General features: G+C 48.8%; 23 protein-coding genes. All 23 read right to left on the bottom strand.

Features of this window, described 5'->3' with window-relative positions:
* Window positions 1-78: 78 nt before the first annotated feature.
* Window positions 79-1,320 carry a site-specific DNA-methyltransferase gene (locus tag FH749_08115; GenBank protein MTI95441.1) on the bottom strand — a complete coding sequence of 414 codons (1,242 nt, stop codon included), beginning with the start codon at window positions 1,318-1,320 and terminating at the stop codon, window positions 79-81.
* A 6-nt stretch (window positions 1,321-1,326) separates the two neighbouring features.
* On the bottom strand, window positions 1,327-1,905 hold the full coding sequence (locus FH749_08110; protein ID MTI95440.1) for a P27 family phage terminase small subunit: 579 nt from the start codon (window positions 1,903-1,905) through the stop codon (window positions 1,327-1,329).
* 116 nt (window positions 1,906-2,021) lie between these two features.
* Window positions 2,022-2,378 carry an HNH endonuclease gene (locus tag FH749_08105; protein MTI95439.1) on the bottom strand — a complete coding sequence of 119 codons (357 nt, stop codon included), beginning with the start codon at window positions 2,376-2,378 and terminating at the stop codon, window positions 2,022-2,024.
* A 120-nt stretch (window positions 2,379-2,498) separates the two neighbouring features.
* On the bottom strand, window positions 2,499-2,957 hold the full coding sequence (locus FH749_08100; GenBank protein MTI95438.1) for a hypothetical protein: 459 nt from the start codon (window positions 2,955-2,957) through the stop codon (window positions 2,499-2,501).
* On the bottom strand, window positions 2,954-4,336 hold the full coding sequence (locus FH749_08095; protein ID MTI95437.1) for a DEAD/DEAH box helicase: 1,383 nt from the start codon (window positions 4,334-4,336) through the stop codon (window positions 2,954-2,956). The genes FH749_08100 and FH749_08095 overlap by 4 nt, the downstream gene beginning before the upstream one ends.
* Window positions 4,290-4,571 carry a VRR-NUC domain-containing protein gene (locus FH749_08090; GenBank protein MTI95436.1) on the bottom strand — a complete coding sequence of 94 codons (282 nt, stop codon included), beginning with the start codon at window positions 4,569-4,571 and terminating at the stop codon, window positions 4,290-4,292. Before FH749_08090 ends, FH749_08095 begins: the two co-directional genes overlap by 47 nt.
* A gap of 225 nt (window positions 4,572-4,796) precedes the next feature.
* Window positions 4,797-7,130 (bottom strand): hypothetical protein, encoded by a 2,334-nt coding sequence (locus tag FH749_08085; GenBank protein ID MTI95435.1) that lies wholly within the window; start codon window positions 7,128-7,130, stop codon window positions 4,797-4,799.
* Entirely contained in the window at window positions 7,127-7,558 is a 432-nt protein-coding gene (locus tag FH749_08080) for a DUF4406 domain-containing protein (protein ID MTI95434.1), read from the bottom strand. The genes FH749_08085 and FH749_08080 overlap by 4 nt, the downstream gene beginning before the upstream one ends.
* Window positions 7,539-8,324, bottom strand: coding sequence for a phage antirepressor Ant (locus FH749_08075; GenBank protein MTI95433.1), 786 nt, complete (start codon window positions 8,322-8,324; stop codon window positions 7,539-7,541). The genes FH749_08080 and FH749_08075 overlap by 20 nt, the downstream gene beginning before the upstream one ends.
* 92 nt (window positions 8,325-8,416) lie before the next feature.
* Window positions 8,417-10,351 (bottom strand): hypothetical protein, encoded by a 1,935-nt coding sequence (locus tag FH749_08070; GenBank protein ID MTI95432.1) that lies wholly within the window; start codon window positions 10,349-10,351, stop codon window positions 8,417-8,419.
* 65 nt (window positions 10,352-10,416) lie between these two features.
* Window positions 10,417-10,998 carry a DUF2815 family protein gene (locus tag FH749_08065; GenBank protein MTI95431.1) on the bottom strand — a complete coding sequence of 194 codons (582 nt, stop codon included), beginning with the start codon at window positions 10,996-10,998 and terminating at the stop codon, window positions 10,417-10,419.
* A gap of 2 nt (window positions 10,999-11,000) precedes the next feature.
* Window positions 11,001-12,137 carry a DUF2800 domain-containing protein gene (locus tag FH749_08060; protein MTI95430.1) on the bottom strand — a complete coding sequence of 379 codons (1,137 nt, stop codon included), beginning with the start codon at window positions 12,135-12,137 and terminating at the stop codon, window positions 11,001-11,003.
* Window positions 12,134-12,457, bottom strand: coding sequence for an rRNA biogenesis protein rrp5 (locus FH749_08055; GenBank protein MTI95429.1), 324 nt, complete (start codon window positions 12,455-12,457; stop codon window positions 12,134-12,136). Before FH749_08055 ends, FH749_08060 begins: the two co-directional genes overlap by 4 nt.
* Window positions 12,432-12,644: a hypothetical protein gene (locus FH749_08050; GenBank protein ID MTI95428.1), complete on the bottom strand. Its 213-nt coding sequence runs from the start codon at window positions 12,642-12,644 to the stop codon at window positions 12,432-12,434. Before FH749_08050 ends, FH749_08055 begins: the two co-directional genes overlap by 26 nt.
* A 79-nt stretch (window positions 12,645-12,723) precedes the next feature.
* Window positions 12,724-13,116: a hypothetical protein gene (locus tag FH749_08045; GenBank protein ID MTI95427.1), complete on the bottom strand. Its 393-nt coding sequence runs from the start codon at window positions 13,114-13,116 to the stop codon at window positions 12,724-12,726.
* A 470-nt stretch (window positions 13,117-13,586) separates the two neighbouring features.
* On the bottom strand, window positions 13,587-14,300 hold the full coding sequence (locus FH749_08040; protein ID MTI95426.1) for an ImmA/IrrE family metallo-endopeptidase: 714 nt from the start codon (window positions 14,298-14,300) through the stop codon (window positions 13,587-13,589).
* A complete protein-coding gene (locus FH749_08035; GenBank protein MTI95425.1) occupies window positions 14,297-14,674 on the bottom strand; it encodes a helix-turn-helix transcriptional regulator in 378 nt (125 codons plus the stop codon). The genes FH749_08040 and FH749_08035 overlap by 4 nt, the downstream gene beginning before the upstream one ends.
* A gap of 156 nt (window positions 14,675-14,830) precedes the next feature.
* Window positions 14,831-17,836: a type I restriction endonuclease subunit R gene (locus FH749_08030; GenBank protein MTI95424.1), complete on the bottom strand. Its 3,006-nt coding sequence runs from the start codon at window positions 17,834-17,836 to the stop codon at window positions 14,831-14,833.
* Between the two features lie 3 nt (window positions 17,837-17,839).
* Window positions 17,840-19,135, bottom strand: a complete 1,296-nt coding sequence (locus tag FH749_08025; protein ID MTI95423.1) for a hypothetical protein — start codon at window positions 19,133-19,135, stop codon at window positions 17,840-17,842.
* 3 nt (window positions 19,136-19,138) lie between these two features.
* Window positions 19,139-21,208 (bottom strand): SAM-dependent DNA methyltransferase, encoded by a 2,070-nt coding sequence (locus FH749_08020; GenBank protein ID MTI95422.1) that lies wholly within the window; start codon window positions 21,206-21,208, stop codon window positions 19,139-19,141.
* Entirely contained in the window at window positions 21,198-21,377 is a 180-nt protein-coding gene (locus tag FH749_08015) for a type II toxin-antitoxin system Phd/YefM family antitoxin (GenBank protein ID MTI95421.1), read from the bottom strand. The genes FH749_08020 and FH749_08015 overlap by 11 nt, the downstream gene beginning before the upstream one ends.
* A 411-nt stretch (window positions 21,378-21,788) precedes the next feature.
* Window positions 21,789-23,285 (bottom strand): recombinase family protein, encoded by a 1,497-nt coding sequence (locus tag FH749_08010; GenBank protein ID MTI95420.1) that lies wholly within the window; start codon window positions 23,283-23,285, stop codon window positions 21,789-21,791.
* A complete protein-coding gene (locus FH749_08005; GenBank protein ID MTI95419.1) occupies window positions 23,285-24,151 on the bottom strand; it encodes a hypothetical protein in 867 nt (288 codons plus the stop codon). The genes FH749_08010 and FH749_08005 overlap by 1 nt, the downstream gene beginning before the upstream one ends.
* Between the last annotated feature and the right edge of the window lie 2 nt (window positions 24,152-24,153).

The following is a 24,153-nucleotide window of genomic DNA, read 5'->3' as shown; positions in this document are numbered from 1 at the left end:
CTTTGCTTCTTTGGTGCTTACATATATCACTCTAAAGCTGTGAAATAGCAAGTTGTTTATTTAAATAATGAGCAAATATTATTCCGCCGCTCCCCCCGGTACATCCATGTACGCTGTTTTAACGCCGTCACGGATGAGAAACACATTCTCCGTACCACCTGCCTGCTCGATGTACCTTTTGACGATCACATCACAGAACTTTTCGTCCAGTTCTACTGTGTGGCAAACCCTATCTGTTTGCTCACAGGCGATAAGAGTGCTACCTGAACCACCGAAGGGATCAAGCACGATACAGCCCGTCAGACTGGAGTTCAGGATGGGATAAGCAATCAGCGGCACCGGCTTCATGGTGGGGTGGTCGGCATTCTTCCTGGGTTTGTCAAACTCCCAGATGGTGGACTGCTTACGGTCGGAGTACCAGGCGTGCTTACCAGCCTTCTTCCAGCCAAAGAGTATCGGCTCGTGCTGCCACTGGTAGGGCGAGCGCCCCAATACCAGCGACTGCTTCTTCCAGATGCAAGTTCCAGACAGGTAAAAGCCAGCGTCAGAAAACGCCCTGCGGAAGTTTAATCCCTCAGTGTCAGCGTGGAACACATAGATGCTGGCATCTTTTGCCATTGCTTTTTCAGTAAGGATAAAAGCCTCCAGTAGGAATTGATAAAACTTATCGCCAGCCATGTTGTCGTTTTTGATTTTGCCCGCAGTGCCTTCATAATTCACATTATATGGAGGGTCGGTCACCACAAGGTTAGCCAGTTTGCCGTCCATGAGCAGGGTAAAGGTATCGGGCTTTGTACTGTCACCGCAAACAAGACGGTGTTTTCCAAGAAGCCATAGGTCACCCGGCTTTGTGATGGCAGGCTTTTGCAGTTCTCTCTCCACGTCGAAATCGTCGTCCTTGACATCTTCCACACTGCCCAGCAGCTTATTTAACTCCGCATCATCGAAACCAAGAAGGTTGATATCAAAATCCGACCCCTGCAAATCCGCAATCTCCACTGACAGCATCTCAGCATCCCAGCCAGCGTTCAAAGCTAGACGGTTGTCCGCGATGATATAGGCCCGTTTCTGGGCTTCAGTCAGGTGTTCTGCAAATACGCAGGGAACCTCTGTAATGCCTTCCTCCTTGGCGGCCATGATTCTGCCATGGCCTGCAATGACGTTTAAATCCTTGTCCACGATGGCCGGATTGACAAAGCCAAATTCCCGTAAGGAAGCCCGAAGCTGGAGAATCTGCTCCTTGCTGTGGGTGCGGGCATTTCGGACATACGGCACCAGCCGGTCTATATTCACTTTTTCAAAACGCTCGGTTGTGTTCATATATTGTTACCGTCCTTTCCTGCCCGATAAGAGGGCTTCCATAATGTCGTCCTGTGGGTTTCCCACAAAAGCTGTGGTGCAGTTTTGCTTGACGATGTCGAAAATCTCATACCAGAGCAGGTTTGCCTGTTTTTGAAACGACTGACTCATCTGCACAAAGGGACTGGTTATGGCACCGCCTGTAGTTGGGTGCTTCCCCAAAAGCCCGTATGTGCTTATGGCTTCCTCGCACTGAATGTAGCGGGTAAATGCCTGTGCATATGCTTCGATGAGCCTTGGATTGACGAATTTCTCACATCCGCGCTCCTTGAGCCATCTCCATGTTTCTATGAATAGAGCATCTGCACCCAGGGGCTTACCATCTTTCTGCCTTGAGCTAAGGTAATCGCTCGGGGTCGGCATATCCTCGCCGTATAAGTCGGCGGCTCCGTCCAGATCTTCTGCTTCCAGCATCGATTCAGGGTGAATGTCCGGCACTTCAAGCACTTTTGCAGCCTTGCCTTTTGTAATTTTATCTGCAAGGGGCTGCGGCTTATCGCCTGCTCGGACGCGCCTGCCGCCTCTGTTGGTTCCGTCTTTTGCCACGCGTCGTCACCTCCTCCTTGCTGTGGCGGGTTAATCCCCCGTTTGAACTGCAATTTTTGCGCGCGTGACCCCCCGCCCGTTGCACGGGAAGAGGGTCATAGAGATTTTGACCGCCCCTACCGTCCCCAGCGTCCGCCTTCGCGGGCAGTAATCCCGGAATGACAGGGGGTACACAAGGCCATAAGGTTGGCATAGTCGTTTGTGCCGCCTTGAGAAAGCGGCTTAATGTGGTGTACTTCCTCGGCGGGTGTCAGCCGTCCATGCTTTTCACACTGCTCGCAAAGGGGATGGGCGGCAATGTACCTGTCTCGGATTCGCTTCCAAGTCCTGCCGTAGCGTTTCTTTACAGCAGGGTCACGCTGGTATCGCTCGTATCGTTTAGCCTCCATCTTGGCATGCTCCGCACAGAACCTGCCGTCTGTCAATTTCGGACAACCTGAGTGGGAACATGGCCGTTTGGGTTTGTAGGGCATTGGGTCACCTCTTTTTCGGCAAACAAAAAGCCCTCGCGGGTATTCCCGAGAAGGCTATTGCATAGTTTTCGATAATACTATAATAACACCGCGAAATTAAAAAATCGTCCGCGAAATTACTCATTTGCCATACAAGAGTAGTGCCAGATGCTGCAGCGCACGGTTTTTCTTATTGTAGGCGGAAGACCGCTCAATGTTGAACCGATCGCAAATGTTTAATACCGCTTGGATTTGTTTGTGTTCCACGTTCAGATAGAATTCCTGCAGAACAAATCTCTCTTCTTCAGAGAGTGCTTCCCAGGCAGGCTGAAACCAATTCATGTATTCCAGAGCTTGCCTGTAACGCTCTTTTAGAACATCGATTTCATCAATACATGCAGCCAGCTTGTTTTCACCCGCTTTGGGGTCATGTGCTGACGGCATTCCAGTTAGCTTGGGGCTTCTTGGAGAATTCATTCTTTCTTGGATGCCTGCAATCTCTTCATCGGTGTGGTCAATAATGTACTGCATGCTGCTATAGTCTTTCAAAGCGTTAATTGCCGCCGCTTTTTTATCTAAATACTGCCAAACGATATTCATACGCAATCCTCCTTCAACGCTGCTTTTACCGCATCAATTAATGCAGTCTGGGTTTTATCCTTTTGCCGCAGGGCTTTCATAACCTGCTCGTCAATCGTGCCTTCGGCGATGATATGGTGGATAACCACCGTGTTCTTTTGCCCCTGCCGCCAGAGCCTGGCATTGGTCTGCTGGTAGAGTTCCAGGCTCCACGTCAGTGAGAACCAAACCAGGGCAGAGCCGCCAGCCTGCAAGTTCAGTCCGTGCCCGGCAGAAGCCGGATGGATAACAGCCACAGGGATTTCGCCATCATTCCATCGTTTGATGGAATGGGCACTGTCCAGTCGTTCCGCTGGGAAACGCTCCAGTATCCGCTCCAGGTCATGCTTGAACCAGTAAGCGATAAGGACAGGCTTGCCGTTGGCGGCTTCAATCAAATCCTCAAGGGTGTCCAGTTTACGGTCATGCAGGTGGGCCACCCCGTGGCTCTCGTCATAGACAGCACCGTTTGCCATCTGCAGGAGCTTCCCAGATAAGGCCGCCGCGTTGGCAGCATCAATCTCCTTGCCCTTTAAGGACAACACCATCTCATCCTTCATGGTCCGGTAGTGTTTCTCCTCAATGGGCGACATTTTAACGCGAACCTCGTTCATCACCAGTTCCGGCAGCTTCAAGTAGTCGGTATTCTTCATGCTGATGGTAATGTCGGAAATAAGGCGGTAAATAACATCATCCGCGCCAGGCTTTGGCTTGTAGGAAAATACTACCTGGCCATTGCGCTTGTCGGGTACAAAGAAAGCACTTCGGTACTGTCCAATAAAGCGTCCCAGCCGATGGCCCATATCCAAAAGCCGATATTCTGCCCATAAATCCATCAAACCATTTGTGGAAGGAGTGCCGGTTAAGCCAACCATCCTTTTTACTAAAGGCCGGACTTTCATAAAACTCTTAAACCTTTTCGACTGATGGGACTTAAAGGAGGACAACTCATCGACCACCACCATATCGTAGTCAAAGGGAAGCCCGCTCTTTTGTACCAACCATTCTACGTTCTCCCGGTTGATGAGGTAGACTTGAGCTTTTTGCAGGAGAGCCGCCTTGCGCTCTCGCTCGTTTCCGATGGCAACCGAATATTTCAGCCCGTGCAGGTGGTCCCATTTCTCAATCTCGGCAGGCCATGTATAACGGGCGACTCGCAGCGGGGCGATAACCAGCACCTTACGGATTTGAAAGCTGTCCAGCGTCAGGTCAAAGACAGCGGTCAGTGTAATTACTGACTTGCCAAGACCCATATCCAGCAGGATTGCGGAAATGGGATTCTGGAGGATATACTCAGTAGCAAAAACCTGATATTCATGTGGATTGTATTTCATCAAGTATCCCTCCAATCTGCACTTCATCGTCAATGACATAAACCTTAAATTCCAGCCGCTTGAGCATTCCATGCCTGCGAGTCTGCAAAGGCCGGGGTTTCATTCCATGGGCCTTTACCTCGACAAAGGCCATCTTTCCACCGGGTAAAAGTATAAGGCGGTCGGGCATTCCATCAAATCCAGGCGATACAAGCTTCAAGGCAAGCCCTCCAGCCATTTTCACAGCCCGGACAAGTTTTTGTTCTATCAGTTTCTCGCGCATAAGAACCTCCTTGTGCCCATGTCTGTGCCCAAGCACTTTAAACTCTTACGCGCGTATACGCGCTTACACGTGCCCATTATCCCTTTATTACTTATAACTACAACATTTAATAGATGATTTTTAGGCACAATGGGAACAGGCAAAGCAAGAAGGCTGGTAAATATGGGGCTTGCGGCCCTGCCCATGGTATGGGGTTTTGGCATAGCTGGAATGTTGAGCATATGCCTACACCTCCTTTTCGGAGCGGACGAACACCCGCTGGGGACCATAAAGGGACAGATTCTTTTTGCCCGTCTTGTTACCAGTGAACTTCTCCCAACCACCGATCTTGCCCAGAATGCCCTCAATCTCGTATGAATCAGCCTTCTTGATGGCTTCGCGGTTTTTGCAAAAACACTCGCACCATATCTCCATAATGCAGACTTGTTTACGCCGCAGCGTTCCTTTGGGCGTATCTCCTCCAAATTCACCGCCATTTAAGAAATTCCGGCGGGCATATAAGTCCATGCCGTCCCAGTTTTCCGGCAACAAAGTATCGAGGTATTCAGCTACCAGACCTTCACGGTCGTCACCCTCCATGGCATCGCGCTGCTGGGTGACGGCTTCCTCCGCAAGGCTACCTTTAAGGAATAACTCCTCACCCTCGTTATAGCGTTCAATGGCTTCAGCCCAAATTTGGTCAACATCGGTCAGTTCCCATGCGTGGTACTTGCCCGCGCCCTGTACCCGTACCGGCCAGAAGCGGCGGTTCCCAGTAATGTCCCTTAAGAATCCACCATCGCTGTTGGTGGTGCCGACGATAATGCAGGAGCGCGGATGGCTTTCCACTGTGACACCGTAGGATTGTCGATATTTGTCGTCTACACGGGTAATGAAGGATTTTACCGTCTCCACATCCATTTTCTTAATACCCGCCAGTTCGCCCAGCTCCAATATCCAATAGCCCTGCAGCTTCTCCGGCGCAGTCTTATCCTTCATATCGGATATAGCAAGGGAATCGGAGTACCACTGGCCACCCAACCGGGCAAAGAGCGTGGATTTACCGATACCCTGTGCACCGTTTAGCACAAGGATGGAATCAAACTTTATTCCCGGCTGATAGATGCGGGCAACTGCCGCCACCAAGGTTTTTCTTGTCACTGCCCGGACATAGGGCGTGTCATCTGCGCCTAGATAGTCGATGAGCAGGGTGTCCAGCCGCTCGGTGCCATCCCAGGATAGCTTGCCAAGGTATTCCTTGACCGGATGATACAGCCGCTCCACGGAAACTACGCCCAGCAGGGCATCCTTAAATTTAGTTGGTGACCAAATCCCATAGCTGCGCTCGAAGTACAGCTTGGCGCAGGCAAGGTCGGTATCACTCCAGCCGGGCTTCACCTGGGGCCAGGGGAGTTCGCCGATGACGTCGATCATGTTCTTAAACTGGTTGAACACAATGGACTTTAGATTTGGGTCAAATCGCAGGATGATGGAGATATTGGTAAGCGTGTCCTTTACAGCACCCGTTTTATCTAGTTCAAGCTGGCTCTGCCAGTTGTCTTCATCGGTAAATTCGGCTTCCGCCTGCGCCCGGCGCTCCTCGGCAAGCTGCACCTTAACACGCTCATCCTTAACAGCGAAATCGGACATGGCTCTAAAAGATGCCTTTTCATCAAGTTCACTGAATTTATGGAGCCGCACCAGGTCAAAGGCATTGAGCAGCTTTCCACACACCGGGTCTGTAGCGTGGTGACTGTAGGCGAACTTACCGTCGTAGACCACCACACCTGCCGAACTGTCGGCGGGAATATAATCATAGCGGCCTGCCATAGTCGAAGGCTCGTACACATCTGAAAGGAATGCTTCGATTGCATCCTCTATGGAATAAGCCCGGCAGAAGGCGCCGACTACACCACCTTTGGCAAGGGGGTCCTGCTGCTGTTTTAGCCTGCGCTCCAGCACCTCCGACTGCCGTTTCGAGGTAGGCCACATGGAGGTGTCCCGCCAATCAGCGTATTTGGAGAGGTAAACATCGGGATCAAGCAGCTCGCCTTCCTTTTCACAAAACACAAACTCGCCGTCAGAGGGTGTGGATGGCCAATACATCAGCCGTGAGGGTTCGTATGTCGTGTCGTCAAACAAATCAATACCGATTTCCTTTGCTACCATTCGTCCCAATGCTGGATATTCATCTTCGCTGACCTCCCGGGCAAGGGGAACGACCAGCCGCAGGCGAGGTGCTTCCGGTGTATGCTTATGGGTAGAGTAGACACAGCACGACCAATCATAAAGCGCTTCTATCTGCCCCCAGATGTCGGAGGTAGCATAGTCCATGTCGAGGGTCAGCAGGGATCGGCATATAACGTAACCGTTCCTGCGCTTTCCTTCCCGCAGAGCACCGCCCACGAAACCGCCGATGTCTTTGACCTCATCCTGCTGGGGCTTGCTCATTTTGCGAAACTCGGACACTGTCTCCGTCGTGCGTTTTGTGGTGCGGACAGTGTTCTTGAATTCCTCCCATGAAATGTCCTTGTTTTTCCACTTCTTATCCATACGACTGTTACCCACCGCTATTTTCATGTGCCTTGCACCTCCTGGCATTTCTCGTTAAAGTACCGGATCGGAATCCCGCATCTCCTGGCTTTGGCAATTTCTCGGGTCATTCCATCCGAAATCCGGCTGCCGAACACCCACACCGTGTCACATTTGGTAAGGAGAATCAGTGCAAAAAATAGCCCAAGCTCACGGCTTTCCTTATCGGTGTCATCCATGAACTGTGGGTAGTGGAGGTGCGGTGCAAGGGGAATACACCCCTCGCTGACCGCAAACCGGCAATAACCGCGGGCACGGCTTGTATTGTAGTCAATATCCCCCGCAAAGGGCGAGCAAATATAGACAAGCGGGCGGTATTGCTTTACTTTTGCTTTTTCCTCCAGAGCCACGTTTGTCAGGGCTTCTGCGGCGGTGGGGTCGGGGTATCCTTCGCTGTTACGCCTGTCCATGGCCATTCGCACCTCCACCGAGAAAATAATTGATAAAATACTGCTGTCCTTTGCCGGTCACCTTAGTGGTCTTGGAAATGGTGACATGTCCGTCTGAATGGGTGATGGCGGTTTCCTTGACCCTAAACAGCCCCAGTTCCATTGCCTTCTGGGTCGGTGCATTGTAATCGGTGCCTTTGCGCTTGATGAGGAAGCCGTCCTGTCGGAGCCTTTCAAACAAGCGGTTCTGCCCAATTTCTATTCCATTGCCTTTGAGGATTTTTGCCAGCTCGCCAATAAGGATGGTGCCTTCCGAGACCGACACCGCATCGGCAAAGACCACTTTGGGCCTGTCTTCAGCGGCCTGAAGCTGGAGTCGTTCCTTTTCCTGCCGCTCTTTCTTAAGGGCTGTAAGCAGCTTAATCCAGGAATCGGGATCATTCATGATCTCTTCCAGCTTGGAGGTGGTGATGTATGCGCCATGTTTGCGGATTTGCGGTAGAACCTCGTGAGTAACCCAGCGTTTGAACTTCTTGGCTTCCGGCTTATCAGAGCGCAGGATAACATTGTAAAGCCCGCTCTCACTGACAATAAGAGTTTCCTGTTGTCTGCCGATTGCGTCGGTGAGATGAGTCTGACTCACTTCATCTTCGTCAAGCCGCTCAGCTACTCTGGTAGGTGTCGTCAATCCTAATACATCACATACATCTTTCAGCACCCACCACGGCTCCCCATTTCTCTGAATCGTTCTGACCTCTTTCCCCTCGTAGGAGAAAATTTTTAGTTCGTTCATATGGTTTGTCCTTTCCGAAGGCTCAGTTTTGTTGTGGCCTTCGGTATAAGCCACAGGAAAGGACGGATTCGGACGGTATAGAAAAATTTCTTTTAATCTTTTTTATAAAATGGGCACAAGAACCCATCGGCACGAAGCAAAAGTCCTTTTGCCCAGGGAGGGGTTTCTGCCATACAGCTACAAACAGACTCAAGCGACACATCTGGTGATGCTTCAATGACTACCTCATCGTGAACGCTCATAACAATGGAGAGTCCCATATTATCCAGTCTCCGCATGGCATAGCAGAGGATGTCACGGGAAATTGCCTGCACGATGTTTTCCACAAACTTGGGACCATAGGATTCGATGCGCTCCCATTTTTTCGTCGCACCCACCCCTTCGTAGGTAACAGCGTCACCTCCAAAGCGGTTCTGACCGATATTAGGCTTCACATAGGCAAGCCGCCTGCCGGAAGGCAGGGTTATAAACAGCATTCCGCTTTTGCACTCAAAACGGATACCGTGGGTGTCTATTGTTGTCCGTTCCCGAACTGCGGTCATGGCCGCCTTGTCCACGTCCCACCATAGCCGTACAATGTTGGGATTGGCAGTTCTCCAAGCATTCACCAACGGTTGTAGTTCTGCTTCCGTGACACCCATATCCAATGCACCCATGGTTTTTAATGCGCCTACCGAGCCACCGTAGCCAAGGGCGAGCTCCGCAATCTTACCCTTTTGCCGGAGCGGGCTGCCCTTGGTGATTTCCTCAATGGGCACTTGGAACATCTGACTTGCCGACGCTTCATAGATCTTACCGTGAGTAGCAAACACCTCATTGCGCCACACTTCCCCAGCAAGCCATGCTATGACACGAGCTTCAATCGCACTGAAATCGGCTACAATGAAATTACAGCCCGGTTTCGGAACAAAGGCTGTACGGATGAGTTCGGACAGGACACCGGGAACGGAATCATAGAGGGCTTCCAGCATTTCGAAGTTGCCGCTTTTCACAAGGCTTCGAGCCTGTGCCAAATCCGGCAGATGGTTCTGGGGCAGGTTCTGCACCTGAATCAACCTACCCGCCCAGCGCCCGGTTCGGTTTGCACCATAAAACTGCAAGAGCCCTCTGGCCCTGCTGTCTGAGCAGACGACACTCTCCATCGCCGTATATTTCTTCACGCTACTCTTGGCCAAGGATTGCCTGAGTGTCAACACCTCTGCCAGATTCTCCGGTGCTGTTTTCAGCAGTTCCTTAACCGCCGCCTTACCAAGGGTGTCTGTCTCCAGACCGTTATCGGCCAGCCACGCCTTCATCTGCGCGACCGAGTTGGGGTTGTCTAGTGCGGTCATTTCCTTCATTAATCGGGTAAGTTCAGCCTTTGCCCGCTCTTCACATCGGATTGCTTTTGTAACCAGACCCATGTCTAGCCGGATGCCCCTGTCATTGATATGCTGATCAAGAATATAGTTCTGCCATTCGTCCTCCGGCACGGGGAACTTTTGAAGTCGCACCTGAATCGCTATTTCGGTCTCCACATCACGGGCGTTATATGCTTTGAACTGCTCCCATTTGTCCGGCGCGTCGGTGGGGAGATTCCGTGTGCGTCCGCCGTTAGCCTTGGTAGGTTTGCAGGACACGGAGAAATATCGGATGAGGTCTTTTCCTTCCTTCAGTTTCTGCTTTTCCAATCCGAGCACCGCACCTGCGCCTTCCAGAGATAGGGGAAGTCCCATGTACGCTGCCCAGATCATCGTGCATCGCCATGATTCCGCTCCCAGCCATATTTCCAAATAACGCGATAAGCAAATCCGCTCAAACTGAGCGTTGAAGGCCCATTTCGTGACATTTTTATCTATCAAAGCTTCCTTGATTTCCTCCGGCAATGTTTCGCCGTTTGCCAAATCAATGACATGTACCTTTCCTCCGTCAACGGCGTAACCGAACAGCAGAATTTCAAAATCAGGTGACTCAGCATACTTATAGACACCGCACTTGGATAGATCACGATCGCTATACGTTTCAACATCGATGCTAATATTTCTCATACGCCCTCCATAGCGGAAAAGGGCGGCAAGTTGCCCCGCCGCCCCATCCATGGTTGTTTTTGCTGTTATTCCAGAAAATCTTCGCCGTCATAATCCGAGGTGAAATCGTCAGCTGCACTGGTCTTGCCGCCAAGCGGCTCTCCATCGCGGATTTTTTGGATATTCCCCAGTCCGCAGGCGATGCCACGATTACCGTTGGAATTAAAAGCGTAGAAGTTCACACTGACCCTTGCATACACACCGGAGTAAACCTCCGAGCGGCTCATGATGGGGTTAAGCGCCTTGTCCACAATCTCCGGTGCGGAGTTGCTGTTGGCGTTTACGAAGTAGCTGTTTGCATAGGCTTCGTCGTCCGGACGATCAATGTCACCATCGCGGAGCGGGAGTTTCAAAGCGGCCTTGTTTGGAATTTTGCCGCCGAACTTACCGCGCCCTTCTTCGATAGCTGCATCCACTGCGGCATTGATGGCTGCGATGGTCTTGGTGTCACTTTTGGGAATGATAAGAGACACGCTGTACTTGGGTGTCCCGCCATTGATAGACTTCGGCTCGTGGACGTTGGCATAGCTCAGACGAACAATGCCTGTGATAACCTTGGTGGGGCTTAATTTTGCCCCGGTATTTACTCTGTTTGCTGTGTTTGACATGGTTACATTTCCTCCTTAAAATCATGCTTTGCAGATGTATTGATTGCCTGACGCTTGTCCGAAAGCGGAACCAGCGTCGGCTTACCAGGCGGTTTTTCAATAAGACCGCCGAGAATTTCTTGAAATTTTGCCTTACCGAGCAGTTTTTCCATCGCAGTAATGCCGATAAGCTTAGTCTCATAGATATCACGATACCCGGCTGCCTTAGCCGCTTCTGCGACGGCTTCTTCGTTTAAATACTTCCTAATGGAACGCCCTTCAACCAACTTGAAGCCGCGCCACTCCTTACCGTGGCTGACCGCCGCTTCCAGAGCGTATGCTTTAATGTCGTTAGCCCAGGATGTCAGGTCGTCCAGTTTGGTGAGGATTTCTTCAATGTCGGTGTCCGTAAGCAGTGGGGGCAGTGTGAATTCGAACCGGGCTAGCTTGAGCTTTTCCTCTGCCCGTGCACGGCACTTCACCGCCGCACGGCAGAACTGGCAGTGCTCGCCTGGGACATAATCACCGTCGCCTTTGAAGGCGATTGCCGCTGTGGGCTTTAAGATTTCCTCTGCCCACTGGTACAGCGATTCCTTGAAAACCGTATAGGTGCTGACGTTTTCACGGCGTGGCTGGTAGATGGTCATGGACACTGTGCTGATGTCATAGATGCCATCGAAAAGCTCCAGAGCACCAAGGGCATACAGCTTCATTTGCGGATTATCCTCCGCACTGACAAGGACACCCTGACCATACTTAAAGTCAATGATGTGGAGTACCCCGTCTGCTATAATTACGCAGTCACCAGTGCCAAAGCCGTCTGGCACGTATTTGGAGAAGTTTAGCCGCTGTTCAATAAGGACTTGTGGGTCAACACATGTTTTCTTTGCCAGAGCAATCTGCTCTAGTACAAACTCCACATAGCCATCCGTGTATGAGTCCATCTCTTTGGAGTCGTACTGTAAGATGGGTTTTTTCGACCGCATCTTCAGCGCACTGCGCAGCTTATGTTCAGCCAGTGCGTGAGCAGCCGTACCTTCTGCAGCCGCCTCGCCGCTGTTATCCTGAAATGTCTGCTCCAGTCGTGCCGAGGGTGTGCAATTCATCCAGCGATAGGCAGCGGAAGCGGAGAGCAGTGCATGTTGTTTTTCTTCACTCATTTCAACCCCTCCGCATCTGCCAGTAGTGCAGCATAATTCGCCGGGTCTATCTGGCTGAGTTTGGGAGCGCCGTACTTTTCCAGCAGAGCCCGCACATCAGCTGTAAAACCTTGCTGGCTCTTGTCGGCCAGCACAGCCCGCACCTGTTCCAGCGTAACCGCCTTTGCCGCAGGCTTTGCTTCCTTTGCTGTGGCGAGTTTTTCGCCCTGGGCGGCTTCGGCAGGTTCATTGCCCGCCATCGCTTCCGCGACCGCCTGCAGGCTGTCCGCAAGGGAACGCAAATCGCCCACCACATTAAGTAACAGCTTGGTTTTGCTCACGGTTTTCACCTCCCTCCTCAACAATGGACAGTGCCTTTACGCTGTCCCCCGGAACGATGACCGTCAGCCTTCGCTTGTCACCTAACAGGAGGCGCAGCAGCCTTTCCCGCACGGTGACATGGCGGCAGCCGACTATCCCGCCGTCCTGCGGTTCCTTTGAAACACTGATTTTGAGTATGTGTTTCACTTGGAATCACCTTGCCTTTCCGAAGGCTGATTTTGTTTGCCTTCGCCATATACCATGTGGCGATGGTAAATCGGACGGTCTATGACAGGATTTTTTTCAGCTTGTCCTTTGCGCGGTTAACGGCATGGCGAATAGCTGATTCATCTTTCCCTTCGAGTTTGGCTAGGTCTGTGTATGACCAGCCCTCAATACAGCACTTTTGAATAAGGTACTGCTGACGTTCTGTAAGCTGCGACATGGCATGGCTGACTGCTTCAGAACTCATAAGGTCAGCAAGTAAGTCTGTACCGTCAGAAAAGAAGCGCACATCCTCGTAGGTGAAGGTGCTTAATTGGGTGTGGCGGTCAGGGCGACTATTGCGCCGGTCGTTGCTCTTCTCTGCTGCCACGGATTCTAAATAGAAGGTTCCGACTTCCTCGGATACCTCTAACTCAATGATTTTACCGTCTGCATCTTTGTAATTGATTTTCATTGTTTGGCTCCTTTCGGAGCCTGAACAAGCAACTACAAAGCAAAGAACGAGCCTAAACGCATAGCTTTACAGCTACTTGTCAGGCTCGTCCGTCATATTTAATCTCTGCCGCTTATAGCGGCATTTGCGCCGTGCTCAGTACAAGGTACTCAGTGGTTATTCAATTTTTCTCAATCCGACTTCTGCTTTACAGTGGTAGCATTTAGTGTAGTAGTCCGCTTTCCAGGGGTCATTCTTTTCCATCACGTGTAACTCTGAATGTGTATTCTGCTCAGCATCAATCAGCCGACCGAAACCACAAGCTGGACAGGGTAATCGCTTTTTTTGATACTTGTGTCCGAAGGGCTTCATTCGCTTTACCGTATTTGTTTGCATAGAAATACCTCCGTTTTTATTGTGTCTATGTTAGCGAACTTGCGAACACTGGGGTAAAATATATGGAGAATCCTTAAGTTTAGAATTCTCCGAATTTAATGGAGTAACAAGTTCAAATCTTCAAGCCGTATCGACATAGCAGACTTGGACACATTATATATGTCGGCCATTTCCCTGATGCATGAATCAGATAAGTACACAGGGGAGAGAGCGTCAACCGCTATTCCCAAACGTTCAGCCATCATCATCCTCACTGTCTTGGCAGGCATAATTAATGCAGCAGCCAACCGATTCGCCTGCCACTCACGAACTTCCTCATCTGTCATAGGCAATCTCCGTGCACCATCTTCAATTTGATAAACGGCACATTGAATTTTCGGTATTACATTCCCTGGCTTTTGGTAGTAAAAACGGCGATGAAGAATAAGGTGGGCGCACTCGTGGATGATAGTAAAGCGGACTCTCCCCTCAACTTCACTGCAAAGAATCTCTTTATCGACAAATATATAACCCTTTTCAACCTCAAGCGGGTATTGTTTTGTTCGGTCGTCATTCCAGACCATCAATACTCCATCGTTGAAGCATGTACATCCTAAGGTCTTTTTGTCCTGAGATAGGTTGGCGAAGTCAATCTTTGCATCCAAGTGAAATTCCGCAAAGTGGTCTACATCCATCGCCTGCGGTGTAACAAGAAGTTCCCCCTGTTTATATATTTTGAGAATCTCCTCAGCTTTTTTCTCAAGCCGTTCTGGGGAGTAGTTGTGATACAAGCTGTTCCCTCCAATCATGGAATTGTCGTCGGCGGTCACTCGCCAATTTTTTTGTTAATAAGCTCGATGACCTCCCGCCACCCCTCGTCCGAAAGGTTTCCCGATTTCGCCCTACGGAGGGCAACTCGTGCTAAGTCCTTCTCCATAATGTATTCAGGAAGGTCGGAGGACACAGTCTTTGTTTTGGTCAGTGCTGCCAAATCCAGCATATGGGCTTTTTCCTCCTCCTGCAGTTTCAGGATTTGGGCGATTTCATCCAGTTTCTTGTCAGGGGGATATCGACGCCCTTTTTCAATATCGCTCATATAAGCGGGTGCAATATCCAGTTCAGCTGCAAATCCCCTAAGTGTTAATCCCAGAGCCTTGCGTCTTTCTTCTATGAATTTACCGAAAGCTGTTTCGTTTTCGTTCATTATAGGCTCTCCTTTCATTTTTGTGTATATGTTCGCTAACATAGTTACATTATACTAAGATTAAATTTGCATGTCAATGCCCTGTTATAATATTGATACATTATTTTCAAAAAAATAGCGACGGTTGGGTTACCGCCGCATTCTTGCCTGATTACTTTATATTTTTGATAGTCGAGCGTGTACCAGGGGAAGAAGTATTTTGTCGATTTCTATACGAAATTCCTCGTCCTCAAGATATTTCTCGCAGAATTCTTGGTTCTTAGTCATGCGGCTGAGAACGACATCCATAATAGTGTTGTCGTAGATGATTTTGAACAGGTCAAGCGGATTCTTGGCACGTAGCACTAATTCGTCGATGGTAGCCATATCCTCCACTATCTGCTCAAGAACCTTATCCTCGTTAGTGAAATTTGTGCCGAGCCGTTCATTGAGTTTTGATAAAATCACTGAGAGATTTTCTTGCTCATCTTCAAGAGGAAGTCCCGTACCGGAAGTTTTGCCATACAACACGCCGTCCTCTTTTACTAAACTGATAGTTCCCTCGTATACTCTCTGAAGACGGTAATACTGAAGTGTCACATCGTTATCAAGGCTCGGTGTGCGTGTTCCTCCATCTTTTGGCAGCTTGCGAATCAGGCATTTGGCGTAAGCGTAGAATTTATGGAGGTTCGCATCGCCAAGGCTGATTATATGCGTGAGGAATGAATACAGGCGAATGAATTTAGAGAGCGCACCTTTAAAGTCCATTTTATCCTGTTCTTCGGTCAATGCCTCGTAACGGTCGACGGCAGGGTCAATGAAAGAGTTCAGCTTTGCCAAGTCGATGTTGCCCTGCGTCTTTGATTCCTTAAAGAACACCTTGGCAAAGGCATCAATCTCGTTGTCCGTATATAGCATGAAGCTGTCCAGTACATTTTTAATGTCGTAGATGGTGTTCGGGTCGGTTGTCTCGGCTACACTGGTTCCCTGATAGTAATCCTGGAACGCTTTCTCAATATCCTCCGGGGAGTTGACGAAGTCCAATATAAAGGTCTCCGTTTTACCGGGGCAGGTTCGATTGACCCGGGAGAGCGTCTGAACCGCCTTAACACCGGACAGCTTCTTATCGACATACATTGTGTGCAGAAGCGGCTGGTCAAATCCGGTCTGGTATTTCTCGGCGACGAGCAGAAGCTGATATTCCCCGGTTGCGAATTTATCTACCGTTTCCGTGTCAGGAAACTTGTTCAGATTTGCTTCTGTGTATTCCTTAAACTCTCCGGTCACATTGTCTTTAACCATGCCGGAAAATGCCACCAAGACACCCAAGTCCGTGTAGCCCATTTTTTTGATGTACTTTTGGAACTCAAAAAAGTAACGAACGGCATGGAGTCGCGAACCTGTAACGAGCATCGCTTTCGCTTTGCCGCCGATACGGTGCTGAACTTGACTGCGGAAATGTTCCACAATGACCTCGGTCTTTTGGGCGAGGTTATGCGGGTGCAAGCTCATATACTTGCCAAGAGCCTTGTTTGCCTGACTTTTCCCATAGACAGGGTCGTCGGCAATCTTCTTACCGATTTGGAAGTAGGTCTCGTATGTCGTATAGTTTTCGAGGACGTTAAAAATGAATCCCTCCTCGATAGCCTGTCTCATGCTATAAAGATGGAACGGTTCGGGTTTTCCAGCGGCAGTCTTTGTTCCAAATATCTCAAGCGTTTTTTGTTTCGGTGTAGCGGTGAACGCAAAAAACGAAAGATTATCCTGCTGACCATGCGCCGCCATTTCAGCCGCGATTTCCTCATCGGGATCCATTTCCTCGGCTTCAGCCTTCGCTTCCTCAACGGCATACTCGTGTAGCTTTTTTTCGATGGCGTCCTCGCCCTGTGCGGAAATGTCAGCGAGAACCTCCTTAAGCCGTTCACTCGCCTTGCCTGTTTGGGAAGAGTGTGCTTCGTCAACAATAATTGCAAACCGTTTTCCAGCGGTCGCCACATTTTTCACATCCACAAACGGGAATTTTTGCAAAGTGCAGATAATGATTTTCTCTCCCTTTTCAAGAGCGGTAGTCAGTTGTTTTGAGTTTTTATCGACGCGTACAACTACGCCAGGCTTGTGCTCCATATTGTAGATGTCGCGCTGCAGCTGTTTGTCGAGAACACGGCGGTCGGTAATTACAATAATGCTGTGGAACACCACTTCGTTGTTGGCATCGTGCAGGTTTGCCAGATGATGGGCGAGCCATGCTATAGAATTTGATTTGCCTGAACCTGCTGAATGTTGTATAAGGTAGTTCTTGCCTGACCCGTTTTTGAAAACGTCATCCACGATTTCGCGCACTGCGTCCAACTGGTGATAGCGCGGGAATATCAGCTTCTCTTTACCTGTTTTCTCGTCTTTTGTTAGCTGGACAAAGCGATGGAGGATGTCGAGCAAGCTGTCCTTCCGCATGACTTCCTTCCAAAGGTATGAGGTGCGGTAATCGCCCTTCACAGGCGGGTTGCCCGCTCCCTTGTCGTAGCCTTTGTTGAACGGGAGAAAAACTGTATCCAGCTTCTTAAGCCACGTTGTCATCCAGACTTCCTCGGTATCCACAGCGAAATGCACGATAGCCCGCTTTTTGAAAGCGAGCAATAATTCACGCGGGTTGCGGTCATTTTTATACTGGTCTATGGCGTTTTTGTATGTCTGCCCCGTGAGCGGGTTCTTGAGTTCAATGGTAATAATCGGAAGTCCGTTCAGAAAGATGACCGTATCGATAGAGTTTTCGTTGGCGGTACTGTATTTGACCTGACGTGTTATTTGGAGGACGTTTTTATCGTACAAATCCGAAAGGCTCTTGTTCATACCACTTCCTGGCTTGAAATAGGCGAGCCGAATGGGCACACCAAGATCAACGATTCCGTGGCGAAGCGCATCAATCATCCCACGCTTGTCAAGTTCGGCGCACAAGCGCTTCAAAAACTCCCGCTCCACATCCGCGCCGTGACGTTTTTCCAAGTCCACCCATGCTTTAGGCTGTGAATCTTTCACAAAAGCGATAACCGCCCCTGTATCCATCGCCAATTCACGGCTAAACTCGGAGGGACTGCCCTTGACGTATCGGTCGGTTTTTTTCGCACCGTTCGTCAGCCAGTATTCAATTTCCTGTTCAAAGGTTCGCTCTTTTGTATCTATAGTCATTTCCTATCCCTCCGTTACCTTAATTTTACCCGTGACCGCATCGTGGATGACGATTTGGCGGTATTGCTTCAGCTTTTCTATCTGCTCGTTGATGTCTGCGATTAAGCCTTCAATCAATGGGATTTTGTCGTCAAGATACTCGACTATTGCTTGTTGTTCTTCAACTGGCGGTACTGCAAAGGGTATGTCCTTAATCCGCTCGATTTTGAAATCCCACTGGTCGGTACGGATACCGTATGAATCCCGTCCAAAAAAACCAATATACTTCGTACTTCGTATTGCGTAATTAAAGAAGGCTGGGTTCGGGAAATTCAAGGCAAACACAAAGTACGCCGGGCTTACGATTCCGTCATATCTTGAAACTCCATAGGATCCCCGCCAAGCCTTCATCTTGTTCATAACAAAATCCCCTGCGCGAACAACCTTATAATTACTTAAGTCATCGGGAATGCGGTTGTGATTATTCTCCGAGCCTTCCGTTTCACGGTCAACAACGCCTTTCTCACGCTCAACTGAGAGCAGTGGTAAATCGACACTATTCTTAACGCTCACGGCTTTTAGGAAGGCTCGCAGCGTGGTCATTTCCCAATGTGACGGCACTTTACCAATCCAATCTGCGCCGCTATCTTTTCGTAGTGCGGCTTTATCCAAACCACTTGTAACCACATCGGCAATGAGTTCCCGTTTATACCGTTCGAGCATCTTCGCTTGGGCGTGCAGGTCGGCGAGTAAGCCGTCAATTTCGGCGGTTCGGCGGTCGAGATAGGCAACAATTTTCTCCTGCTCATTATAAGGCGGGATAATTGTTTTCAGCGAAGACAACGCCGTGCTTGTTATAGCTGGGTAACTAATCCCCACAGAATGACGCTCAACATCAGATACAAACCAATCTGCATTTAAAGCATAAAAGAGAAACCGGCTATTCACGCCCTTCTTTGGAGTAAAAACTGCGAAACCTGTAGAGCAGATATAGCTGTCGTATTCATCCGAGATATAGGCGATTGCCTTCAGGTAGGTTCTTACCGTGGAGATAATTGTATCACCAGACTTTACAATCCTTCTCGCTCTGCTCGGAGCGTTCGCAAATGTAAACTCCTGCGTATTGCAAACGCCTTGCCCGTAATTCACTGAACTGATGTCAATATATGTAATTTCGGCCCCCTCATCGGTTCTCTCAGATAACACACGAGAATTACAATCAGCTATGAACTTGAGAGTTTTTGCTTCCCATTCCAGAGGTATATAAGGAACTAATGATATTCCGCTTTTCTTGTAATCTACATATCGCTCTACGCTCACACCTCACACCTCCTCCGCAAACAACCGATTAATCCCTGACTGAATCCGCTCACCCAGCGATTGGATTTCAAGCAAGGTTTCTTCGGAATCGCCGAGTTCTTCATATTTATAGAAGTGGCGCGTGAACGGGATTTCATAGCCCTTTTTTGTTTTGGAGTAATCCACCCATGCATCGGGCGCATAAGGTTTGACCTCCCGCTCGATGTAATCGTCGATGGCTTCTTTTTCCGGCACTTTTCTTGTGAATGGTATTTGCTCGGTATCGCGCAAATCTGTATCAGGTTCAGGATTCCCCTTGGCATCGGTGCAAATGTCGGCGGCTTCGTCCTTTTCAGACAGTCCGGCAAGGATAGCTTTCATGAGAGGCGCTTTTACATCAAGCCCCGCTTTTTTCAATGCCTTCTGGAGCAGCTTGGAGAACTCGGCACGGTTCTTGTACAATACGGAACCGTCAATCGTGGTGATGGCGGCGAGGATTGCTTCCTGTTGCTTTACACCCTCAGCGACTTCTTTAGCGTTTTCCTCCGGCTTGCGTTTACGGCTCTTGGCGAGGTTGGCAAACGCCGTTTGCTCACGGATACGCTCAATGCGCTCCGGCGAGGCTTGAAAATTCAGCCGGAGCGGGCGTTCCACTGTGACCTTCCAGTAGGCGAAGTCATCCTCATCAAATATTTTGCAATACTCACCATCCACAAAATTGCCGTAGATTTTAGTGAGTTCGGCGATGTGGGTTTCGTTCAACATCTTGCGCTTTTCGCCGAGTGGTTTCCTCATTCGCTCAAAAAAGGACGTGCCGTCAATCAACTGGATTTTGCCCTTTCGTATGCCCTTTTTGCGATTCGTCACAATCCATACATAGGTTAAGATGCCCGTGTTATAGAAAAGCTGATCGGGGAGTGCGATGATGGTTTCGAGCCAGCCATTCTCAATAATCCACTTGCGGATTTCGCTTTCACCACTTCCGGCATCGCCCGTGAAGAGCGGTGAGCCGTTGAAGACAATGCCAAGACGGCAGCCGGTGACTCCATCGGCTTCGGGGTCATATTCCATCATTTTGCTTATCATGTGTTGCAAAAATAACAATGAACCGTCTGACACGCGGGGCAGTCCTGCGCCGAAACGCCCGGCGAAGCCCTTGTCCTCGGATTCATCGCGGATGAACTTCTCATACTTTTTCCATTCTACGCCGAACGGCGGATTGCAAAGCATATAGTGAAACCGCTCCCTAGGCAAAGCATCCTCGGTGAAACTGTTTCCGAGATGAATGTTTTCGTAGCCATCTCCTTTAATCATCGTGTCGGATTTACATATGGCATAGGTTTTCTCATTCAATTCTTGCCCGTAAACCCGTATGATGGCTGACGGGGAATGCTCTGCTGCATATTCTATTGCCGCCGAAAGCATCCCCCCCGTTCCAGCTGCTGGGTCGTAAAGCTTCGCCATAAACGCCGGGTCAATAATTTTATCCAAATCTGGGTTAAATAGCATAGATACCATCAGGCGGATAACCTCACGCGGAGTGAAGTGTTCACCTGCGGTTTCATTGGACATTTCCGAAAACTTGCGGATGAGTTCCTCGAAAATATAACCCATCTCATTATTTTTTACGCGGTCGGGGTGTAGGTCTATATCGTCCACAAACTTACAAATTACAAGGTACAGCAAGTTTGCCCTGTCGAGCCGCGCAATCTGCGAGTATATATCAAAAGACTCCAATATCGTCCGGGCATTCTCCGAGAAACCCTTTATGTAATCGGTGAGATTATCCGCGATGTTAGTAGCATCGTTTTTCAGTTTGGCAAATGTGAATTCACTTACGTTATAAAACCTATAGCCTTCAGGCACACTCTCTGTTTTTGTTGCTTTCATTAAAAACGGAGCCTTGTTTTTAAATTTGCAGGTTCTGTTTACCTCCAGAACCGCATCTTTCGTTGGAGCAAGTACGCTATCCAAACGGCAAAGCACGGTAAACGGCAGAATAACATCGCCATACTCACTCTGCTTGTAATCGCCGCGAAGCAAGTCCGCTATTTTCCATATAAAGTTGGATTTTTCGGATATGTTAATATTCATTGATATCGACTCCCTTCTTTAGCAATCGTTCATAGCGAGCATTGGACATTACAACTGCGATAGGCTTACCGTTTTTTTGAATGAATGCCGTCTTGTCATCTGCGACCAGGCCTCTTATCAGCTTTGAGGATTGGCCACGGTTGAACTCTGCAATGTTGAGATGCTCCATTGGCACCTTTGATTTAGCGTTTTTCTCAACCAACGGGTTACTCCTCCTTTGCCTTAATATGGCATTTATTATAACACAAAGTAATTATTTTTACAACTTTAATGTTAAATTTATTTCTACTTATATTTTTAGTTGTTATTATAATTACTTTTTAGGTGAAAAACGGCATACTGTTCGCTAAAATTAGTAATCTTCTAACGATTATCCAATCTTTCAACGATTGACCCAGAATATGCACACCCCTGCTAACTTTCAACGATAACCCCTGTGAAATTCCTGGGTAAATTCAAAAGTTACTTCTTATGACCGCCGAAATAGACCCCAGTAAATATTAAAAGCCGCTCCTCTAAAATAGCAGGAACGGCTTTATTGCTGGGCTTTTGGGCAAAATAAAAACCACCTGCTGATAAATTATTTTTTATCAATAGATGGTAGATTATTTGGTGGAGGCGGCGGGGTCAAATCCGAAATATTAACTGTTTGCGTTCCCCCGGTGTAGTTAAAAGTAATAATTATCTTTTTATTTCCATCATCGTCTTGAGGATCATAGAGAAACACAGCATTTATAAAGGTGTCGACCAGCCGGCGCCGGTATTCAGGGTCGTTGATTTCCCCAGACCTAAATTGCTCAAGCCAGTATCGGGCCTGTTCTTTAGTTACAAAGACCCTAGCAGTCTGTTCCTGGGTTATGGTTGCTAACAGCTCCGCCTTTTCGTGCTCCAGTTCTTTCATCCTGCTCTTTGTAGTAGGAGTTAATACACCCTGTTCAATGGCTTTTAATAGGTTTTTAGCGGCCTTTTCATTCTCTTTTAGTTTGTCCTGAAGATAGGCAACAGGATTATCCCTTTGCTCTTTTCTCTGGATTGCCTCAATGTTTTCAGAAATTAGAGTGATAACTTCATCAGTTAGCACAGTATTAATTGTTTCGCGAATAACCAAATCTTCTATCCAGTCCTTAGCGACTGGCACTTTACCACAAGCCTTTTCTCTTTTCCGCTTGATGCATTTGTAATAGTGATATACCTTGCCCCGTCCAGCTCCACTTTCTCCGACCATTGCAGAGCCGCAGTGGCCGCAAAAAAGTTTTGTTGATAGTAAATAGTCCACCTTAGCCTTCCCCCTTCCCGGGGCTTTTTTGTTTTTGATAAGTTTAGCTTGTACCCGATAAAATAGATCCTCACTAATGATTGCAGGCACGGCAGCGCCGGTTTCCTGCCCATCAAAGGTATAGACGCCAATGTATTTTTTATTCTTTAGTATTGTGCCGAATGAGTTTTTATTAAACGGAACTCCACGGGAAGTTTTGTAGCCTTTATTGTTCAAATGTTTATTAATCTCTGCGGCTGTATACCCAGCGTCATAAAGTGTAAAAATCTCTTTGACTATCGGCGCTGTGAACGGGTCAATCTCAAACTTTTTATCCTTATTAATTCGATAGCCCAAAGCAACATTGCCGCCTGTGACTAAACCCTTGAGGGCATTTTCCTGCATGCCGCGCTTAATGTTTTGGGATAGGTTCGCAGAATAGTACTCGGCCAACCCTTCCAGGAGACTTTCAAGAATAATGCCTTCCGGGCCGTCAGGAATATGCTCCTTGGCATATAAAACTTTGACCCCGTTACGGCGAAGCCGGACTTTGTTTGCAGCGATCTCTTCACGGCTGCGACCAAATCGGTCAATCTTCCAGACGACGACTGCATCAAATAGCCTTTTCTCGCTGTCCTTCAGCATCTTCTGGAACTCTATCCGGTTATCGTTCCGGCCTGTTGCGGCCCTATCTACGTACTGGCCAACTATGGTCAGTTCCTGCTTTTGTGCAAACTCCGTACATTCGCGAATTTGACCCTCAATAGACTCTTCTCGCTGTTGTGGCCCAGGAGAATACCGGGCATAAATTACAGCTTTCATTATTTCCGCTTTCCTGGTCTAAACTGGTGGCCACACTTTAGGCAGGTGACTTTAACTTTACCGGAGCCGATACCTCCTGCTGCCGCGAGAGGTAGCCAGAGAACGGCCCCTACCGCCGCCTTACCCGCGCCAAACCCCTTTTTGTGCGCAGTCAAGTCGGCGGAGTAGCACTTAGGACAGTAGGCTTTACCTTCCCTGTCCATCTGGGCGATTCGTTCTTTTAGCTGCCGCTTCTCTTCTGCCTTTTGGCGGTTTAGCTCGTCCGCTCGCTCCATTGCTGACGCCCAGAACCCTTTTTTCTCTATAGATTTTCCAGGAGTAATAAAAACATTGTCCTGTGTTGAGAGAGTTGCCTCAATATCTGCGCCATGTCCATTGATTGAATCATGGGTGTCCGTGACCATAGTTGAGTTTGCAGCCCTGCCGCATTCTGAACAAAAGGCTCCAAATAGCTGACTACCGCAGCCGCTACAGAACTTTTGCATTATGCTTGGTTCTGTGTTATTGGGTTTTTCTATATTCGGCTCTTCATCAGTAAGCGGCGCTGCGAAGCCCTCTTGGGCTTCGATTCTTTCTTCTGTTCCAGTTGGCACGACTGTACTTGTGTTAGTAGATTTTTTTGCTTTGGTCACTTCTCTGACGGCAATGTATAGCGGAATTGTCAAAAAACCCAAAAGCCCTAACGCCCCATTCGAAGAATCTTCCTGATAAAAAAAGCCGAAAAAGATGAAAGCTATAATGCAAATTAGAACTAATAATAAGGTATTAGCTGCCCCGCCTCTATTGGTTAGTCTCCAGGTTTTTTTTATCCCCATAAGAATAGCAACCATACTCGAAAGAGCAAGACCCACAAAATAATCCGGCATTA

This window comes from Bacillota bacterium (assembly GCA_009711825.1).
Classification (GTDB): domain Bacteria; phylum Bacillota; class Proteinivoracia; order UBA4975; family VEMY01; genus VEMY01.
The sequence above is the reverse complement of the archived record's forward strand: the minus strand, read 5'-3'. Positions and strand labels throughout refer to the sequence as shown.

Excerpts from the sequence above, each read along its gene's own strand:
- FH749_08115 (MTI95441.1), bottom strand. The coding sequence starts at position 1,320 with ATGAACACAACCGAGCGTTTTGAAAAAGTGAATATAGACCGGCTGGTG.
- FH749_08105 (MTI95439.1), bottom strand. The coding sequence starts at position 2,378 with ATGCCCTACAAACCCAAACGGCCATGTTCCCACTCAGGTTGTCCGAAA.
- FH749_08100 (MTI95438.1), bottom strand. The coding sequence starts at position 2,957 with ATGAATATCGTTTGGCAGTATTTAGATAAAAAAGCGGCGGCAATTAAC.
- FH749_08095 (MTI95437.1), bottom strand. The coding sequence starts at position 4,336 with ATGAAGTGCAGATTGGAGGGATACTTGATGAAATACAATCCACATGAA.
- FH749_08090 (MTI95436.1), bottom strand. The coding sequence starts at position 4,571 with ATGCGCGAGAAACTGATAGAACAAAAACTTGTCCGGGCTGTGAAAATG.
- FH749_08085 (MTI95435.1), bottom strand. The coding sequence starts at position 7,130 with ATGAAAATAGCGGTGGGTAACAGTCGTATGGATAAGAAGTGGAAAAAC.
- FH749_08080 (MTI95434.1), bottom strand. The coding sequence starts at position 7,558 with ATGGCCATGGACAGGCGTAACAGCGAAGGATACCCCGACCCCACCGCC.
- FH749_08075 (MTI95433.1), bottom strand. The coding sequence starts at position 8,324 with ATGAACGAACTAAAAATTTTCTCCTACGAGGGGAAAGAGGTCAGAACG.
- FH749_08070 (MTI95432.1), bottom strand. The coding sequence starts at position 10,351 with ATGAGAAATATTAGCATCGATGTTGAAACGTATAGCGATCGTGATCTA.
- FH749_08065 (MTI95431.1), bottom strand. The coding sequence starts at position 10,998 with ATGTCAAACACAGCAAACAGAGTAAATACCGGGGCAAAATTAAGCCCC.
- FH749_08060 (MTI95430.1), bottom strand. The coding sequence starts at position 12,137 with ATGAGTGAAGAAAAACAACATGCACTGCTCTCCGCTTCCGCTGCCTAT.
- FH749_08045 (MTI95427.1), bottom strand. The coding sequence starts at position 13,116 with ATGAAAATCAATTACAAAGATGCAGACGGTAAAATCATTGAGTTAGAG.
- FH749_08035 (MTI95425.1), bottom strand. The coding sequence starts at position 14,674 with ATGAACGAAAACGAAACAGCTTTCGGTAAATTCATAGAAGAAAGACGC.
- FH749_08030 (MTI95424.1), bottom strand. The coding sequence starts at position 17,836 with ATGACTATAGATACAAAAGAGCGAACCTTTGAACAGGAAATTGAATAC.
- FH749_08020 (MTI95422.1), bottom strand. The coding sequence starts at position 21,208 with ATGAATATTAACATATCCGAAAAATCCAACTTTATATGGAAAATAGCG.
- FH749_08015 (MTI95421.1), bottom strand. The coding sequence starts at position 21,377 with ATGGAGCATCTCAACATTGCAGAGTTCAACCGTGGCCAATCCTCAAAG.
- FH749_08010 (MTI95420.1), bottom strand. The coding sequence starts at position 23,285 with ATGAAAGCTGTAATTTATGCCCGGTATTCTCCTGGGCCACAACAGCGA.
- FH749_08005 (MTI95419.1), bottom strand. The coding sequence starts at position 24,151 with ATGCCGGATTATTTTGTGGGTCTTGCTCTTTCGAGTATGGTTGCTATT.